Source organism: Paenibacillus sp. NPDC058367, assembly GCF_042723305.1.
Lineage (GTDB): Bacteria > Bacillota > Bacilli > Paenibacillales > Paenibacillaceae > Paenibacillus_AQ.
This window is the reverse complement of sequence record NZ_JBHXIZ010000007.1, coordinates 85,411-101,949: the sequence shown is the minus strand read 5'-3', so window position 1 is coordinate 101,949 and position 16,539 is coordinate 85,411. Positions and strand designations below refer to the sequence as shown.

Sequence of the window (16,539 nt, the reverse complement as noted above, 5' to 3'; positions counted from 1 at the left end):
CTACTTAGGGGGCAGCTTCTTTTTTTGAGAGTAATTAGGGAAAAACTCCCTGAAAATAGCTGATAATTACTCTAAATGAGTGAAATCAGGGAATTCCTCCCTAAAAATCGGGGGAATATCTATATTTACCGCCGAATCAGGTTAATTATAGGGAGGTATTCCCTAATTGTTAGTCTATTGAGTAGAAATCTCCGATTTTCAGGGAGATATTCCCTAATTCTTGAGCAGAGCATCCGGTTCACTTCTTACAGCAAGACACAATGTTGCAACAGCACAAAAAGCACTTCTCCACGAGCGGGAGAAGTGCTTTTTTATTAACTGGTACAGCCCCTCAGTTCTATCGGCTATTCTTCTTGGCAATCTCACGTCGTACGACAGGGGCGACCTCAGTTGCCAATAGTTCAATAGCTTTGGCTACCTTGGCGTAAGGAAGGCCGCCGATGTCGAGCTGAGTCATAAAGCGGCTATGGCCGAACAGCTCATGCTGATAGAGGATTTTTTCAATAATTTGCTGCGGGCTACCTACAGCCATCGTGTTATCAGCAGATACATATTGCCCAAAGTCGTCACGAGATACATTGTATTCTTGACCAGGTTTTGGGCTGATGGAATTACGATAACTATAGTAGTATGGGTAATATTCATCGAGCGCTTGCTGTGAAGTTTCGGCAATGTAGCCGTGGCTAGTAATCGCAATCTTTAAAGATTCAGGGGCATGACCCGCCTGAATTCCAGCGCGTCGATAAGTTGCAGCAAGCTCTTGGAAAGGTTCTGGACTACCGCTAAGAATGGCGATGGCCATTCCAGTCCCGAGTACCCCAGCTTTTTCCGCGCTTTCAGGAGAACCACCTACACCTATCCATACAGGAAGGCTTTGCTGAAGAGGGCGTGGTGCAATCTCAGAATCCTTCAAGGATGAGCGGAAGGAACCCTCCCAGTTCATAATTTCATGCTTATTAAGCTCGAGAAGCAGATTAATATTCTCGGCGAATAGTCGATGATAGTCTTCAAGTTCGTACCCAAAGAGCGGAAAAGATTCCACAAAAGCACCACGTCCAGCAATAATCTCTGCACGGCCATCTGATAGTAAATCAAGTGTGGCGAAATCCTCGAATACGCGCACGGGATCAATGGTGCTTAATACAGTAGTGGCGCTCGTCAACTTGATTCTGCGGGTAACCTGGGAGATGGCTGCCAGCACGACTGGAACCGAAGAAATCGCAAAATCAAGACGATGATGCTCACCTACACCGAATACATCAAGCCCCGCCTCATCCGCCAGCTTGGCCGCAGCTACAACTTCGTCGAGTCGTTGTTTCGGGCTGATCTTATTCCCGGTATGACAATCAGCTACAATGTCTCCTAAGGTGTAGATACCGAATTCAAAATCGGATGCTGGTGCTGTGGTTACCTCGTTACTCATGATTACAAACCCCTTGTTATTCATATATTTGATAAAGCTTGTTCGTTTATAGAAGAATGTGATTATTATAACACAATAACTTACAAATTGTAAGTTTATGAGTAAATGTTTTGATTTCTGCTCTTTAGGATGTCAAAATGAGGAATAATAATCCATGTTCTTACATCCTGCTCGTCATTAGTATTATATTTTATTTTGAGAATCTATCCAATTGAAGCATTTATATGAGGAGGCGTGTGGTGGTGAGAGGAACATTATTGAAGTCATATCTTCGTACTGTGATTATTGGTTTAGGGGTATTGCTTATGGTAAACCCGGTACAAGCTGCTGCGGTTGATTCGCACACTTCCTTTATAGGCTCGAATTTAGATGATTATTATGTAAATTTGTCTGCTGCGAAGGTTGAGTGGTCCACTACGATGGATTTGCCAACGCTAGGAGATATAGCGACGGACTACATTATGGGCAAGGGCGTAGTTGCAGTCGGTGCGGGCAAAGCTTTTATCCTACAAAAGGGTCAGCTTTTAGCCATTAACGCTCAGACGGGAAAAGTAATGTGGAAATATGGCTCCAAATTAAAGACACCGTTACTTTACCAAGATGGAGTGGCCTATGTGACTTCAGAAGCAGGCACAATCTATGCAGTTAACGCGGCTACCGGAAAAAATAAATGGAGTTCATCGGCAAACAGCAAAGGCATCAGCCAATTAGTTATTGATAAAGATCAGCTTTTTGCTGCCAATGGTGATATTCAAGCCTACAATCTGAAGGATGGGAAACTGCAGTGGCGTGATAATTTCGGTGAAAAGCTGTATGAACCGTTCATGGTTGAGGGAAACCTGATATTAGCTCAAAACTCAGAATCCGGAGCGTATACGTATGACATTCTACATGCCTTTGATCGAACAACGGGTAAGGAGCTTTGGAATAACAAGGATCATTATTTTCCGATTACTGAGATTAATGGAACGCTTATAACACAACGTAAGGCTACCTTATTCGACGCTCTTCCTCTTACTACACTCGACAGTTTGGATGTTAAGACAGGTAAAGTAGTGAAGACGGTAGTTTATAACCCTGCTAATATTGACCCAAATGATCCCGAAGCACCAAAGGGGGGCATTGCTTGGAGTGACGGTGACAGAATTTTTATAACAGGACAAAAAGGTGTCTACAGCTATCCAGTCAATGCTGATCCTGCTACCGTAACACGCGATAATTATTCTTACGAATCCATCGGAGCTAAGTTATCCTACGCCGCTGGTCCTTATGATGGAAGAATTCTTTTTAGTAACGAACAGAGCATTTATGGTGTTAAAATGGCGAATAAATCAGCGGTTCAGTACAGTGGAATCAGCAATCCGATTGCCCGCTTCGATCTGCTCGGACATGGCATGTATGTAGCCCAGACTGACGGCAAATTAATCGCGATAGATTTGATTTCCGCAAAACCGGTTGTGCAGCTCAAAACATCAGGTAGAGTGTTCGGCCCAACCTTGCTGGAAAGCGGTATGATTATTGTGCAGAGCAAAGGTATTTTGACCGCTTTTAAGGAGCCTCAGGTTTTGAAAATGAAATAATCGACTCCATAAAAAAACGGCTCTCCGATAAATACTCGGCAGAGTCGTTTTTTATGGAGTAATCCACAATTCCAGTGCGAAAAATACAAATCTATTTTATGATAAATAGGTTATATAATGAGTAGGTTGTACCATTAATGAAATTAGATAGAAGGACCGGGGGATATCATGGAACAGCAAGCGATTTGGGCAATAGGTATTTTTCTACTGATTTATGGACTGATTATTTCTGAGAAAATTCACCGTACGATCTTAGCGATGTTAGGCGCTATTGTTATGGTAGCGATGGGCATTGTGGATCAGGAGACGGCACTACATCACATTGATTTTAATACCATCGGATTACTTGTAGGCATGATGATGATTGTAGGGATTACTGCTGAGACAGGACTTTTTAAATATGCGGCAGTGAAATCAGCAAAGCTGGCGAAAGGGAAGCCGAGAAGAATCCTGATTGCTTTGTTTGTTGTTACTGCTGTGGCATCTGCTTTCTTGGATAATGTTACAACAGTGCTACTTATGGTGCCTGTTACCTTCAGTATTACAAGGCAACTGCGTATAAATCCGCTGCCTTTTTTGATGTCACAAATTATTGCATCAAATGTCGGTGGGACGGCAACATTGATCGGAGATCCACCGAATATTATGATCGGCAGCGCTGTGAAAGAGCTGACGTTTATGTCCTTTATCAGCAATCTAACACCTGTGATTGTCATCATTATGTTAGCGTATATCCCGCTTTTACTACTGATGTTTAGTAAGCAAATTAAATCCACTCCGGAATTGCAGCAAAGTATCATGAACATGGACGAGAAGGCAATGATTACGGATCATAAGCTGCTGCGAAAATGCCTTACCGTACTTGGATTTACGATTATAGGCTTCTTTTTACATCAGGCGCTACATTTGGAGTCCGCTACGGTTGCCTTAGCGGGGGCTTTTTTACTGCTCTTATTAACTGGAGGAGAACACATGCTGGAAAAAGCTTTTCACAGCGTGGAATGGATTACGATCTTCTTTTTTATCGGACTGTTTGTTTTGGTATCAGGACTCGTCGAGACAGGTGTCATCGCGGAGCTGGCTGCCAAAGCGATTGATTTAACGGGTGGGGATGTGCTCATGAGCTCGATGATGATCTTATGGGTCAGTGCAATTGCTTCTGCGTTTCTTGATAATATTCCTTTTGTAGCAACGATGATTCCTTTGATACAGGAGATGGGGCAGATGGGGATTACCAATCTGGAGCCCCTCTGGTGGAGTCTAGCCTTGGGTGCCTGCTTGGGTGGCAATGGTACATTGATCGGTGCCAGTGCTAATCTGATTGTTGCTGGTCTAGCTGGAAAAGAGGGTTATCCGATTACATTCATGAAGTATTTGAAGGTGGGTTTCCCTTTAATGCTGCTGTCCATTGTGATCTCAAGCATATATTTATATTTAAGATATTTGATGTAAACAAGTGTGTCTGAAAAAAGTTTTATTGTTGACAGCTTTTCAAATGGATGATATTTTAAATATTATAATTCCAATTGATTTACTTTGAATAAAAATTACCGACTGTTCCTACAGAGGTATTGCGAATGTAAAAGCGCAATACCTCTGTTTTTTTGTATACAGAATTTAAGGAGGGGTCACGATGGGAGAAGCGTTGCTGTCGATTTCAAATCTAAATAAACGTTTTGAGACTACCGGAGGGCATGTTCAGGCACTGTATAATGTTGATCTCCATGTGCAAGAGGGTGAATTCATTACGGTCATCGGGCCCAGTGGCTGTGGCAAAAGCACGCTGCTGCGCATCGTGGCCGGTTTGGACAGTGGATATACGGGGAGTGTTACCTTAGGAGGGACGGAGATTGGGGGTCCCGGAATCGATAAGGGATTTATTTTTCAAGAGCATCGTCTCTTTCCTTGGCTCACCGTAGAGAAGAATATTGCTTCTGATTTGCCGCTAGGCAACAAAGAAATTAGACGCAAGGTCGATGAGTTAATTGATCTCGTCAAGTTAAATGGGTTTGAGAAATCCTATCCCCGGGAGTTATCGGGAGGGATGGCCCAGAGGGTGGCGATAGCCCGTGCGCTACTGCGAAATCCCAAAATCCTGCTGCTGGATGAACCGTTTGGTGCACTGGATGCGTTCACTAGAGCGCATATGCAGACGGTGTTACTGGACATTTGGCGGGCCAACAAAACAACCATGATTTTTGTAACGCATGATATTGATGAGGCTGTATTTCTAGGTAATCGGGTAGTGATTTTAGAACCTCGCCCCGGGAAAATACGTAAGATTGTCCCGGTTGATTTGCCGTATCCACGTAAAAAAACAACGTCTTCCTTTCAAGAGCTACGCCTGAAGGTGCTGAATTATTTTGAAAAAGTCGATGAGCTTGAGCTTATTGACGGGGCAGGAATATAAATATGTCGACCATACCAATGGAGACCTCCGAAAGTGTTCAATATTCGAGGGTCTCTTTTTGTTATTTAAAGAGATTGTAAAGCTAAAAAAGGTGGGTGCAGAGCATGACAAACCGGGCTATAGCCGTAAGAACTTCCGGACGCCCCGGAAAGGTAACAACATTTGGACTGGGCCTTCTGCTGCCGGGCACTGTGCTAATTCTGTGGCAGACCCTTGGACACTATGGAATGATCTCAGAGATGCTGTTCCCGACGCCGTATACCATTGCAGAATCATTTGTAACTTTGGCTGCTTCAGGGGATTTATGGCCGAACTTTAGGATCAGCTTGGTCAGAGCCCTTGCCGGATTCCTGCTCGGTGGTGGACTTGGTCTGCTATTAGGCATTCTCGTAGGTCTGTTCCGCAGATCAGAGAAATTGCTAGATCCATCCCTGCAAATGATTCGCATGATACCAAGCTTGGCGGTAGTGCCGCTATTCATTTTATGGTTCGGGATCGGTGAGGAGTCTAAAGTGCTGTTGATTGCTAAAGGAGCATTTTTTCCGCTTTATATTAATACGTTCATGGGCATTCGCGGCGTGGATAACAAGCTGTTCGAGGTATCTCGAGTGCTTGGATTCAGCCGGTTAAAACAGGTTGTAAGACTAGTACTTCCAGCGGCATTGCCGAATATTATTCTCGGAGTGCGCCTTTCCTTGGGGCTCTCTTGGTTAGGTCTGGTAGTCGCAGAGCTGATTGCTTCCACTTCAGGCATCGGGTATATGATGTCGGACGCGCGTCAATTCGCGGATACACCTGTGGTGTTCGTGGGAATTATTATTTTTGCCATTGCAGGACTGGTGAGTGATTCTGTTGTTCGCTACATTGAACGCCGGCTGCTGAGATGGCAGGACAGCTATCGCGGATAAACAGAAAACGCGCAAGAAACGAAAGGGGGATGCGCCATGAGCGATGGAGTAGAAGCTATTTTGAATAACACTACAAGAGCAAGAGAATCGCTAGATAGCAGTGATATTGCTCCTTTATCGACTAAGAAATTGGAGAAATCCGCGGTACCTATAGTATGGAAATCTCTACTGTCAGATTGGGGAACGGGCGCTATCATTCCGGTGGTGACAATAGTACTTTGGCAGCTGGCAGGAAGCACCGGATTGATCTCCGCGCAGTTTCTGCCGACTCCATTGTCGATCGCCAGAGCTTTTACAGGCCTATTGGTGACTGGAGAGTTAACTCATCACCTAGGTGTCAGTATGGGGAGGGCGGGAGTTGGATTTCTTATCGGAGGCGTTCTAGGCCTTCTATTCGGAGTACTGACTGGCTTGTTTCGCAGTGTGGAATATGTGCTCGATCCTAGTGTACAGGTTCTTAGGCTTGTTCCTCATCTAGCTATAGCACCGCTAATTATTTTGTGGTTCGGCTTTGGGGAGATGTCCAAAGTAGTGATCATTCTGACAGGGTCATTCTTTCCGCTCTATATTAATACGTTTATGGGCATCCGCAATGTGGACAATAAGCTGTTTGAGGTGTCCCGGGTGTTAGGATTTAGCCCTTATCAGAGGCTGCGCAGGCTGATATTACCGGCAGCATTACCCGGGATTTTGTTAGGATTGCGGCTGTCATTGGCTGTAGCATGGATCGGTCTTGTTGTAGCTGAACTCATTGGATCACAATCCGGCATTGGATTCCTGATCAATGAGGCGAAGCAGAACTCTAATACAGAGGTTGTGTTTGTAGGCATTATTATCTTTGCTATTGTCGGCAAGCTAATCGATTCTTTGTTCCGAATCATTGAACGCAAGTGCCTGTTCTGGCGCGATAGTTACGAAGGGTAAATCATTTGAGGAGGTCTTGAGCTATGAGTGGATCGATACAAAAAGGGTTGTTGAATTTGGTGGCGGATGTGCTTGTTATAGGCGGAGGCCCTGCAGGAACATGGGCAGCCCTTACGGCCTCAGCGAAGGGGGCGAAAGTTGTCCTTGCAGATAAAGGCTACTGCGGTTCGAGCGGTGCAACGGCCCCCTCAGGAACAGGAGTCTGGTATGTGAAGCCGGATGAGAAGCTCCGGGAGGAGGCCAAAGCAAGTCGTTATACATTGGGCGGTCAGTTGGCTGAATCCCGCTGGATGGACCGAGTGCTAGACCGTACCTATGCCAATATGAACAAACTTGGCGTTTCAGGATATCCATTCCCTGTAGATGAGCAGGGTAACCAGTATCGTAAGAGTCTTCAGGGACCGGAATATATGAAATTAATGCGTAAGCTTGTGAAAAAAGCGGGCGTTAAAATTCTAGATCATAGTCCAGCCATGGAGCTCCTAGCGGATGAGCATGGCGTAGCTGGAGCGGCTGGAGTCCATACGCAGAGTGGTGACACCTGGACTGTTCAGGCAGGAGCGGTTGTCATTGCAACTGGTGGGTGTGCTTTTCTAAGTAAGGCTCTCGGCTGTAACGTGTTGACCGGAGATGGCTATCTATTTGCAGCTGAAGCTGGGGCGAACTTGTCCGGCATGGAATTCTCCAATGCCTATGCTATCTGCCCTACGTTCTCCTCTGTAACCAAGACAGCATATTACAACTATGCCAGCTTTTATTATGAGGATGGAAGCATTGTGGAAGGGGCGGGTTCCAAGAAAGGGCGTTCAGTTATCGCTCGGAATCTGCTAGCAGGCAATCAGGTGTATGCCAAGCTGGATGGAGCGCCCGAGGATTTAAGACCGCTGCTGCGGGTGGCGCAGACGAATTTTTTCTTGCCCTTTGATCGACAAGGGATCGATCCTTTCAAGGATGCTTTTCCGGTTACGCTTCGTCTCGAAGGAACGGTTCGTGGGACGGGTGGTATTCATATCACGGACGAAAGCTGTGGCACAGGTGTTCCCGGACTTTATGCGGCAGGAGATGCAGCTACCCGTGAGCTAATTTGCGGGGGATTTACTGGTGGTGGCAGCCATAATGCGGCTTGGGCTATGTCATCCGGCAGTTTTGCAGGAGAAGGTGCAGCTGTCTATGCGCAGAGCCTTGGCTCGAATGCAGCGTACCGTAATCCAGTCGGCTTATCATCTTCTCCACTGGTTCATCAAGAAGTGAAGCCTGGAGTATCAGCTCATACGTCAGAGGTTGTGTCTGCTGTGCAGGCTGAAGTGAAGCCGTATGACATTAATTTATTCCGTACGGATAAAGGGCTGACCTCTTCATTAGGTCGTCTGGATGAATTGTGGAAAGATCAGCGTAGCCGTGAGATTCAGCGAACACCTGAAGGGGTTAAAGCGCGTGAAGCTGAAGCCATGACTGCAACCGCCCGCTGGATGTACAATTCCGCGCTTGCCCGTACGGAGACGAGGGGCATGCATAAGCGTGAAGATTTTAAGGGAACGGATCAAGAACAGCATCATCGCTTGATTAGCGGTGGATTGGATCAGGTATGGGTGAAGACAGAAGCCGTGGCCAAGGAGGGTGTTCTATCATGATTGAGGTGATCAGCGCTGCCAGATGTGTAGAGTGCAACCAATGTGTATCGGTCTGCCCGACCAATGTCTTCGAACGGGTAGAGGATGGCATTCCTATTATTGCCCGGCAGAGCGATTGCCAGACTTGCTTTATGTGTGAGCTGTATTGTCCTGTGGATGCTCTCTACGTTGCGCCAGATTCAGAGAAAGTGATTGGGGTGACAGAGGCAGGGCTAGAGAAGCAGGGATTACTTGGTGGTTATCGTGAAAAGGTAGGCTGGGGCAAAGGCAGACAACCGGTAGCAAGTCATGACTTTATGTACAAATTGGCGTCGAGGGCAGGGTTCTGACCTTGATTAAGATTAAGATAAATAACATAAATCTAGGGGGAGAAAGAAATGAAACCAGCGTACAGAGAGATTCAAGGGAAACGTTCTAAAAGGATACGATTTGCACTTTTAACTACGATTATGATGGTTATGCTGGTTCTTCAGGCTTGCGGAAATAACGCTGGAGGAAATGGAGCATCTGCATCCGGCGGCTCTAGTACAGAGAAATCTGGAGGCAAAGCCGAAAGTAACGTTCCAGCGGTACTGAACTTTGGTTTTATAGGCTCTAATAAGCTGAATGTGCCAGGTGGCGCGGAGGGCTGGGGCTTTTATAAAGGGATCATTCAAGAAGAGTTGAAGAAATATGGCATTACTGAAGTGAAGCTTACGGGCTTTCCAAACGGTCCTGATCAGACAGAATCCTTAATTAGTGGTCGATTAGATATCGGCAGCCTTGGGGATACACCTGCTATTATTGCTTATGCTTCTGGGGCCAAGACACGTCTGATTTCACAATCCTCAGCCAACACTATCGGTTATCTAATCGGTAAGAAGGATGGACCAAAGACGGTGAAGGAACTGCAAGGGAAGACTATAGCCATTCAAAAAGGCTCTTTCATGCACCGCTATGTGGTTGGGTTACTTCAGGAGGAAGGCGTAACTGACTATAAACTCGTGCATATGCTCATTCCGGATGCTACCGCAGCTTTGGCCCGTGGAGATGTAGATGCTACGACTAATTTGGGTGTACCTGCGCTGAAGTTAATTGACCAAGGTTACACTCACTTAGACGATGCCTCGAAGCATCCGAACTTGCTCGGCACTAGTGCAACTGTCGTGTCCGAGGATTATCTGGCGAAATTCCCTGACTTTCCGAAGGCGTGGAACGAAGCCCGTGAGAAAGCCTTGGCGGATTTGAAACAACACGAGGATGAATATTATCAATTTTTGGCTGAAATCGGAGATACAACGCCAGAGCTGGCGAAGCAAGTAAATCCAATTAGTGATATCAAAGATACCGCGTTCACTGACGAAGGAACCAAGCTACTGGAGGGTACCAAGAACTTCCTTGTCGAAGAAAAATTAGCGAAAAAAGACTTCAATATTAGCGATTGGCAGCTGAAATAACAATTGCTTGGAAAGCGCAAATGCTTGGGAGGAAAAGATATGTCGCAGCTTAAGAAGGAAATGACAGTGGATGTGCTCGTGCTTGGCGGAGGTCCCGCAGGAGCTTGGGCGGCATGGAGTGCAGCGTCGCAAGGTGCAAAGGTAGTCTTGGCCGATAAGGGCTACTTGGGCACAAGCGGCGCCACTGCTCCGGGCGGTACAACGCTGCTCGTTATCCCTCCAATTGCCGAGCTGCGTGAGCAGGCGGTTCAATCCAGACTAAAATCTGGTGGATATCTGTCGGAGAACGCTTGGATTCACCGCGTGCTGGATCAGGTAGAGCAGAATCTGGCTCTAGTTGAGAAGTGGGGGTATCCTTTTCCGAAGGATGAAGAAGGTAACTCGCTGCGTATACATCTGCATGGACCAGAGTACATGAGGATTATGCGAAGAGTTGTCCGCAAAGCGGGAGTCACGATCCTCGATCAGTCGCCAGCGCTAGAGCTTCTTCATGATGAACATGGGGTTGGCGGGGCGCGTGGGATCAACCGTCTGACAGGGGAGTCTTGGGAAGTAAAGGCCAATGCCGTTGTGATGGCAACCGGAGGCTGTGCTTTTCTCAGCAAAGGTCTTGGCTGCAACGTATTGACAGGCGAAGGGCTGTTGATGTCCGCTGAGGTGGGAGCTGATTTGTCAGGCATGGAATTCAGCCGTCAGTACGCTCCGAGCTTTGCAGATGGAACGGTAACACGTGGCCGTATGCTAGCGTGGGCTACGCTTTATGATGCGGACGGTCATCCGTTGCATAAAGGGGATCGAACTTTTGGCAGCATCCCTGAAATGATGCTCAAGGGGCCGGTTTATGCTTCGCTCGATCTGGCAGATACAGCGGAGAAACAGGATTTTCTGCGAAAAGCGCATCCGATTTTCTTTATGCCGCTGGAGCGGGCGGGAATTGATGCGTTTAAGCAGAAATTCCCGCTCACCCTGCGCTATGAGGGCACGATGCGCGGCACTGGGGGTCTGCGCCTTACGGGCACGGACTGCCGAACGACCGTGCCCGGACTCTATGCGGCCGGAGATGCCGCATCTCGCGAGAAAGTGACCGGCGCCATCTCCGGCGGCGGGGCTTATAACGCTTCCTGGGCCATATGCAGCGGAAGCTGGGCAGGTCAGGGAGCCGCGCAGCATGCGCGGTCCTGCCGAGGGCAGGCGAACAGCCGCAACCTGACCGCAGCGGGACGCTACGGTTTGGCGGCTGGCACCGACACCTCGGAAACGCTGGAGGTGAAGCCGCTAGTCGCGGCGATCCAGCGTGAAATCTTACCGCTGCAGATTAATTATTTCCGCAGCGAGCCGGGCATTTCTTCAGCCTTGAAGCGGCTGAATGCCTTGATGCCCTTGTTGAACGGGCGCGTTCCCGCCACCGTACAGGGCATCGTGCAAGCACGCGAAGCCGCGGCTATGCTCGCGGTCGGCAGATGGATGTACACCGCCGCGCTGGCCCGGAAGGAGACGCGCGGCCTGCAAAAGCTCGCGGAATATCCGGAGCTTGATCCGCGTCAAACCCACCGGCTGATTGTATCCGGTATAGAGCAAATAAGCATCAGTACCGAGGCTGTGCCCCATGCTCATGAACTGAATCAACTAAAGGAGGGGCAGGCGATATGATCGAACTAATCAGCGTGGAACGCTGCGTGGGTTGTAAACTGTGTACGAAAGTATGTCCGACAAACGTATTCGAAATGCAGGGGAAGATTCCGGTTATTGCGCGTCAGGAAGATTGCCAGACTTGTTTTATGTGTGAAGCTTATTGCCCTGTAGATGCACTTTATGTAGCGCCACAGGCAGATCAGCTGATCGGTGTAAATGAGGAGGCGCTAATCCAGACAGGGTTGCTAGGGAGCTGGCGGGCTGAGATCGGCTGGGGACCGGGCGCTAATGGCTCAATGGCTGAAAGGGATACCACCCCTTATTTTGAAGTGTTTACCGAGCAGTACCGTACGTGAAAAAGCCGCCCAGAGTTGGAGTCTGGGCGGCTTATTGTTGTATAGAAATTCAATCTATGTAGGCCTTTGTCCCGGGATTTCCACCGCGAAGAGCGGTTTCAATCAAGAAATCTGGGGACAACAGCGGCCGGAAGTCCAATTATTCACCGCAGTGACTACTATGCTTTAAGTTGATATCATTAGTTCGGTATATATCTAAAAAAACTATAGCAGTGCTTCGATCGCTGGCTCAATATCCAGCGGATCCACAGTAGATTCGAATCTTGTAATTACATTGCCTTCGCGATCAATTAGAAATTTAGTAAAGTTCCATTTGATTTCGTCATTGTTCAGTGCTTCCGGATCTTTGCTCTCAAGCATGCTTTGAAGCAGCTTTCCTGAAGAATGGTTCATGTCGAAGCCTTCAAATCCAGCCTGCTCAGTAAGGTGAGTGAAGAGGGGATGTTTATTTTCGCCCTTTACTTCAACCTTCTCAAAGAGAGGGAACGTAACGCCGTAATTGATTTGGCAAAATACATTCACTTCTTCATTGCTGCCAGGCTCCTGTTCCCCAAACTGATTGGAAGGGAAACCGAGAATTTGGAAGCCGCGATCTTCGTATCGCTCATAGAGCTTTTGCAGGTCGGAGTATTGGTGGGTAAACCCACACTTACTTGCTGTATTCACAATCAAAAGTACTTTACCTTTGTATTCCTCTAGTTCGATCTCTTTTCCTCGAATACTGCGTGCTGTATATGGATAAATGCTCATGCTGCTACATCCCTTCAGTTATGTATTGTCAACGCTAAAGCTGCCAGTGAATAAGAACAGGAAATATTTTCAATGATTTAATTGTAAACAATCAAAATATCGCTGTCAACTTCATACATAGAAAGGGATTGGAACCTTTTAATCAGTGGCAGAATAGTATGGGTATGGGTTATTTCATACTTCAAAGCCTATTCTAGTGAGTTGTTATAAGAATAATTGTATCTCATGTGATTTTATTGCGTTAAAGCTACTCAGCGTTCCATTATTATCTTGCATCGGAAACATTTTTTGATTAAGATAGCAGAAACCAGCGCAAAGACACGCTGACATAAATAAGACTATGACGAAGAGAGTAAGCATTATAGCGGATCTTAACAGGGAAGGCGTGCCGGAGACTGAGAGCACCCTCATGAGACGATTAATGCCGAAGTTCACTTCCGAGTCGGCCCCTGAAGTAGTTTGTCACAGGTCGTGACAGGTATGAGTAGGGAGGCCCGCGCCCCGCGTTACCGGGTTTAAGATAGAGTTAATCTTTAGTCGAGGGAATCCGATTTTCTATTCCTTTGTGCTAGTTTAAGGGTTAATTCTAAATAAGGGTGGTACCACGGCTCCTCGTCCCTTGCGACGGGGGGCCTTTTTGCGTTTCAAATTATAAATAAGAAGAGGGAGTGGAAGGGTAATGAGTAACGTGGAATTGGATGTTCTTAGAGGTCGTCTGGATGAAATTAATGGGCAATTGCTGGAGCTGATCTCCGAGCGGGCTAAAATTGTACAGGAGATTGGAGTAGTTAAAGAAAAGCAAGGTGTGCCTAAATTCGATCCAGAACGTGAAAAGAAAATGCTGGATCAGCTCGTAGCGAGCAACAAAGGACCTTTCACTAACGGAACCATCCGCAGCCTCTTCAAACAAATTTTTTCAGCATCTCTGGACTTACAATCCGATGAACATAAAAAAACTTTACTAGTAGCGCGTAAGAGTCACAAAGAAGACACTGTGATTGTTCTGCCGGGAGATGTTACTGTTGGCGGTCCTTCTTCACTGATGGTAGCTGGACCTTGCTCTGTGGAAAGTGAACTACAGACCCGCACCGTAGCTGCAGCACTGCAAAAAGCTGGTGTACGTGTTATGCGTGGAGGTGCCTTCAAGCCGCGGACTTCTCCTTATGATTTCCAAGGTCTAGGTATGGACGGCCTAAGAATATTACGTGAAGCAGCAAATGATTATGGTCTGCTGACCATCAGTGAAATTGTAGATCCAAGACATATTGAAGAGTCCTTAGATTATGTAGATATTATCCAGATCGGTGCACGGAACATGCATAATTTTGAGCTGCTTAAAGCGGTCGGAGAAGTCAATAAGCCTGTGCTGCTGAAACGCGGATTGGCTGCTACGCTCGATGAATTCATACATGCAGCGGAATACATCATGTCTCGTGGTAATACACAAATCATGTTGATTGAACGCGGAATTCGTACGTATGAAAAAGCGACCCGCAACACGCTCGATATCTCAGCAGTGCCTATTCTTAAGCAGGAATGCCATCTGCCAGTATTGGTCGATGTTACTCACTCCACAGGACGCAAAGATATTCTTATCCCTTGTGCAAAAGCCGCACTCGCAGCCGGAGCCGATGGTATTATGGTCGAGGTTCATCCTGATCCTGCAACTGCGTTGTCCGATGCTGCGCAGCAGCTGAATATTGATGAGTTCAACAACTTCTTTAATGAAGTGAAAGCTTCCGGACTATACCGGTAATCTAGAAATATAGAATTTGAATGATATTTCAAGGATTGGCTAGAAAATGAGGTGAATAAGCGCTTACAAGTCTATCTAATCTTTTTGTGAAGGTGAAGGCGGGTCGAGTACAATAAGGAACATTAGCGTTGCACCGGCCCCGGGTCTTTTTGAAAAGGCCTATATACCTTATTAGTCACAGGAGGAAATTAGATTTTGAAGCAGCTTACCTTAAATAATGGGTGGTTTTCTAACACTCGAACCGATATTTTATCGGGGATGACCGTAGCCGTTGCACTGATTCCTGAAGCGATCGCTTTTTCGATCTTGGCAGGAGTAAGTCCGATGGTTGGTTTATATGCCTCTTTTTGTATTGCAATTGTAACCGCACTTGCCGGAGGCAGACCCGGAATGATCTCGGCGGCTACAGGGGCTATGGCCCTATTAGTCGGAAGTCTCGTACTAGAGCATGGAATAGAGTATCTGTTCGCGGCAACTGTACTGGCTGGTGTGTTTCAGATATTGATGGGGATGCTAAAGCTGGGCCGATTCATCACTTTTTTGCCACAGCCGGTCATGACGGGGTTTGTCAACGCGCTGGCGATACTGATTTTCATGGCGCAGTTTACCCATTTTAAGGGACAAGGCTGGGTGATGTATGGACTGGTAGCTCTGACATTGCTTATTATCTATACGGTTCCTCGGTTTACCAAAGCCGTACCCTCAGCGCTTGTAGCGATTGTTATCGTTTCTATTCTTAGCATCGCTCTTCATCTGGACGTAAGAACCGTAGGGGATATGGGGAATATTACAGCAACTTTGCCACTATTCCATTTACCGCAGATCCCGTTCACGCTGGATACGCTGCTTATTATTTTGCCATATTCACTCTCGCTGGCCGTAGTTGGATTATTGGAATCACTGATGACTGCCACCTTAATAGACGATATTACGGGCACAGGTAGTGATAAGAACAGAGAGGCGAAGGGACAGGGGCTGGCGAATGTAGTCACTGGTTTTTTCGGAGGGATGGCAGGCTGTGCGATGATTGGCCAGTCAATGGTTAACATGAAGTCAGGAGGACGCACGCGTCTGTCCACGTTTGTATCAGGGATCTTTTTATTGTTCCTAATTATCGTACTTGGCGATGTGGTTAAGCAGATTCCGATGGGCGCGCTCGTTGGCGTAATGATAATGGTCTGTATCAGCACCTTTGAATGGGGCTCGCTTAAATCTCTAACCCGTGTTCCGCTTAGCGATGCGTTGGTTATGATTGTGACGGTTGTCACCGTGGTGGCTACAGACAATCTTTCTATTGGCGTTTTGTTTGGGGTTCTGCTAAGTGCTTTAACGTTTGCTTGGAAAATAGCTTCGATCCGTCTAACAGTTCAGGAAGCTGCCTCTTCCAAAACATATGCGGTTACCGGCCAGCTGTTCTTCGGCACGACAAGCCACTTCATTCATGAATTCGCCTACGATAGCGATCCCGATCATATTATTATCGATTTTTCACATTCCCATGTGTGGGACCAATCCGCAGTTCATGCCATAGCGAAGACGATGAGCAAATACGCCGTGCGTGGCAAAAAAGTCACCATTACCGGACTTAATGATCAGAGCTCACAGCTGGTTCAGCGGGTGGGACTATCCATATGAAAAAGATTGCGCTATATGCGCGATCTTTTTTTTATAGCAGATATTAACTGTAAGAGAAGACGAGCAGGGTTTTACTTTTGGTGCAAACTGATATAAAG

General features: G+C 46.9%; 14 protein-coding genes. 12 read left to right on the top strand and 2 right to left on the bottom strand.

The features are described 5' to 3' along the window. Positions 1-337: 337 nt before the first annotated feature. The gene (locus ACFWMP_RS27420) at positions 338-1,423 is read right to left on the bottom strand and encodes an LLM class flavin-dependent oxidoreductase (RefSeq protein ID WP_042191944.1); all 1,086 of its coding nucleotides are present in this window, start codon (positions 1,421-1,423) and stop codon (positions 338-340) included. 242 nt (positions 1,424-1,665) lie between these two features. Between ACFWMP_RS27420 and ACFWMP_RS27415 the strand changes: the two genes are divergently transcribed. The 10 genes from ACFWMP_RS27415 to ACFWMP_RS27370 all read left to right on the top strand — a co-directional run bounded on the left by ACFWMP_RS27415 (position 1,666) and on the right by ACFWMP_RS27370 (position 12,300). Further along, complete coding sequence (locus ACFWMP_RS27415) at positions 1,666-3,003, top strand: PQQ-binding-like beta-propeller repeat protein (protein WP_339243522.1); 1,338 nt, start codon at positions 1,666-1,668, stop codon at positions 3,001-3,003. Positions 3,004-3,171: 168 nt separating this feature from the next. Further along, positions 3,172-4,455, top strand: coding sequence for an ArsB/NhaD family transporter (locus ACFWMP_RS27410; protein WP_379425384.1), 1,284 nt, complete (start codon positions 3,172-3,174; stop codon positions 4,453-4,455). A 181-nt stretch (positions 4,456-4,636) separates the two neighbouring features. After that, the gene (locus ACFWMP_RS27405) at positions 4,637-5,413 is read left to right on the top strand and encodes an ABC transporter ATP-binding protein (protein ID WP_042191938.1); all 777 of its coding nucleotides are present in this window, start codon (positions 4,637-4,639) and stop codon (positions 5,411-5,413) included. A 104-nt stretch (positions 5,414-5,517) separates the two neighbouring features. Beyond that, positions 5,518-6,321, top strand: coding sequence for an ABC transporter permease (locus tag ACFWMP_RS27400; protein ID WP_379425381.1), 804 nt, complete (start codon positions 5,518-5,520; stop codon positions 6,319-6,321). Between the two features lie 36 nt (positions 6,322-6,357). After that, entirely contained in the window at positions 6,358-7,245 is an 888-nt protein-coding gene (locus ACFWMP_RS27395; protein WP_339243519.1) for an ABC transporter permease, read from the top strand. 23 nt (positions 7,246-7,268) lie between these two features. Further along, entirely contained in the window at positions 7,269-8,876 is a 1,608-nt protein-coding gene (locus tag ACFWMP_RS27390) for an FAD-dependent oxidoreductase (RefSeq protein ID WP_339243518.1), read from the top strand. Further along, on the top strand, positions 8,873-9,205 hold the full coding sequence (locus ACFWMP_RS27385) for a 4Fe-4S binding protein (RefSeq protein WP_339243517.1): 333 nt from the start codon (positions 8,873-8,875) through the stop codon (positions 9,203-9,205). Before ACFWMP_RS27390 ends, ACFWMP_RS27385 begins: the two co-directional genes overlap by 4 nt. 48 nt (positions 9,206-9,253) lie before the next feature. Continuing rightward, entirely contained in the window at positions 9,254-10,312 is a 1,059-nt protein-coding gene (locus ACFWMP_RS27380) for an ABC transporter substrate-binding protein (RefSeq protein WP_042191929.1), read from the top strand. A gap of 39 nt (positions 10,313-10,351) precedes the next feature. Further along, positions 10,352-11,962, top strand: a complete 1,611-nt coding sequence (locus ACFWMP_RS27375; protein WP_379425378.1) for an FAD-binding protein — start codon at positions 10,352-10,354, stop codon at positions 11,960-11,962. After that, positions 11,959-12,300 (top strand): 4Fe-4S binding protein, encoded by a 342-nt coding sequence (locus tag ACFWMP_RS27370; protein ID WP_076285502.1) that lies wholly within the window; start codon positions 11,959-11,961, stop codon positions 12,298-12,300. The genes ACFWMP_RS27375 and ACFWMP_RS27370 overlap by 4 nt, the downstream gene beginning before the upstream one ends. Positions 12,301-12,504: 204 nt before the next feature. On the opposite strand, the gene ACFWMP_RS27365 is transcribed toward ACFWMP_RS27370, so the two are convergent. Further along, entirely contained in the window at positions 12,505-13,050 is a 546-nt protein-coding gene (locus ACFWMP_RS27365; RefSeq protein ID WP_042191922.1) for a glutathione peroxidase, read from the bottom strand. A 679-nt stretch (positions 13,051-13,729) separates the two neighbouring features. Here ACFWMP_RS27365 and ACFWMP_RS27360 point away from each other — a divergent pair. Next, complete coding sequence (locus ACFWMP_RS27360; RefSeq protein ID WP_076285501.1) at positions 13,730-14,806, top strand: bifunctional 3-deoxy-7-phosphoheptulonate synthase/chorismate mutase; 1,077 nt, start codon at positions 13,730-13,732, stop codon at positions 14,804-14,806. A 192-nt stretch (positions 14,807-14,998) separates the two neighbouring features. Beyond that, entirely contained in the window at positions 14,999-16,441 is a 1,443-nt protein-coding gene (locus ACFWMP_RS27355) for a SulP family inorganic anion transporter (RefSeq protein WP_379425508.1), read from the top strand. Positions 16,442-16,539 lie beyond the last annotated feature (98 nt).

Excerpts from the sequence above, each read along its gene's own strand:
- ACFWMP_RS27385 (WP_339243517.1), top strand. The coding sequence starts at position 8,873 with ATGATTGAGGTGATCAGCGCTGCCAGATGTGTAGAGTGCAACCAATGT.
- ACFWMP_RS27360 (WP_076285501.1), top strand. The coding sequence starts at position 13,730 with ATGAGTAACGTGGAATTGGATGTTCTTAGAGGTCGTCTGGATGAAATT.
- ACFWMP_RS27390 (WP_339243518.1), top strand. The coding sequence starts at position 7,269 with ATGAGTGGATCGATACAAAAAGGGTTGTTGAATTTGGTGGCGGATGTG.
- ACFWMP_RS27405 (WP_042191938.1), top strand. The coding sequence starts at position 4,637 with ATGGGAGAAGCGTTGCTGTCGATTTCAAATCTAAATAAACGTTTTGAG.
- ACFWMP_RS27375 (WP_379425378.1), top strand. The coding sequence starts at position 10,352 with ATGTCGCAGCTTAAGAAGGAAATGACAGTGGATGTGCTCGTGCTTGGC.
- ACFWMP_RS27395 (WP_339243519.1), top strand. The coding sequence starts at position 6,358 with ATGAGCGATGGAGTAGAAGCTATTTTGAATAACACTACAAGAGCAAGA.
- ACFWMP_RS27365 (WP_042191922.1), bottom strand. The coding sequence starts at position 13,050 with ATGAGCATTTATCCATATACAGCACGCAGTATTCGAGGAAAAGAGATC.
- ACFWMP_RS27380 (WP_042191929.1), top strand. The coding sequence starts at position 9,254 with ATGAAACCAGCGTACAGAGAGATTCAAGGGAAACGTTCTAAAAGGATA.
- ACFWMP_RS27420 (WP_042191944.1), bottom strand. The coding sequence starts at position 1,423 with ATGAGTAACGAGGTAACCACAGCACCAGCATCCGATTTTGAATTCGGT.
- ACFWMP_RS27410 (WP_379425384.1), top strand. The coding sequence starts at position 3,172 with ATGGAACAGCAAGCGATTTGGGCAATAGGTATTTTTCTACTGATTTAT.
- ACFWMP_RS27370 (WP_076285502.1), top strand. The coding sequence starts at position 11,959 with ATGATCGAACTAATCAGCGTGGAACGCTGCGTGGGTTGTAAACTGTGT.
- ACFWMP_RS27400 (WP_379425381.1), top strand. The coding sequence starts at position 5,518 with ATGACAAACCGGGCTATAGCCGTAAGAACTTCCGGACGCCCCGGAAAG.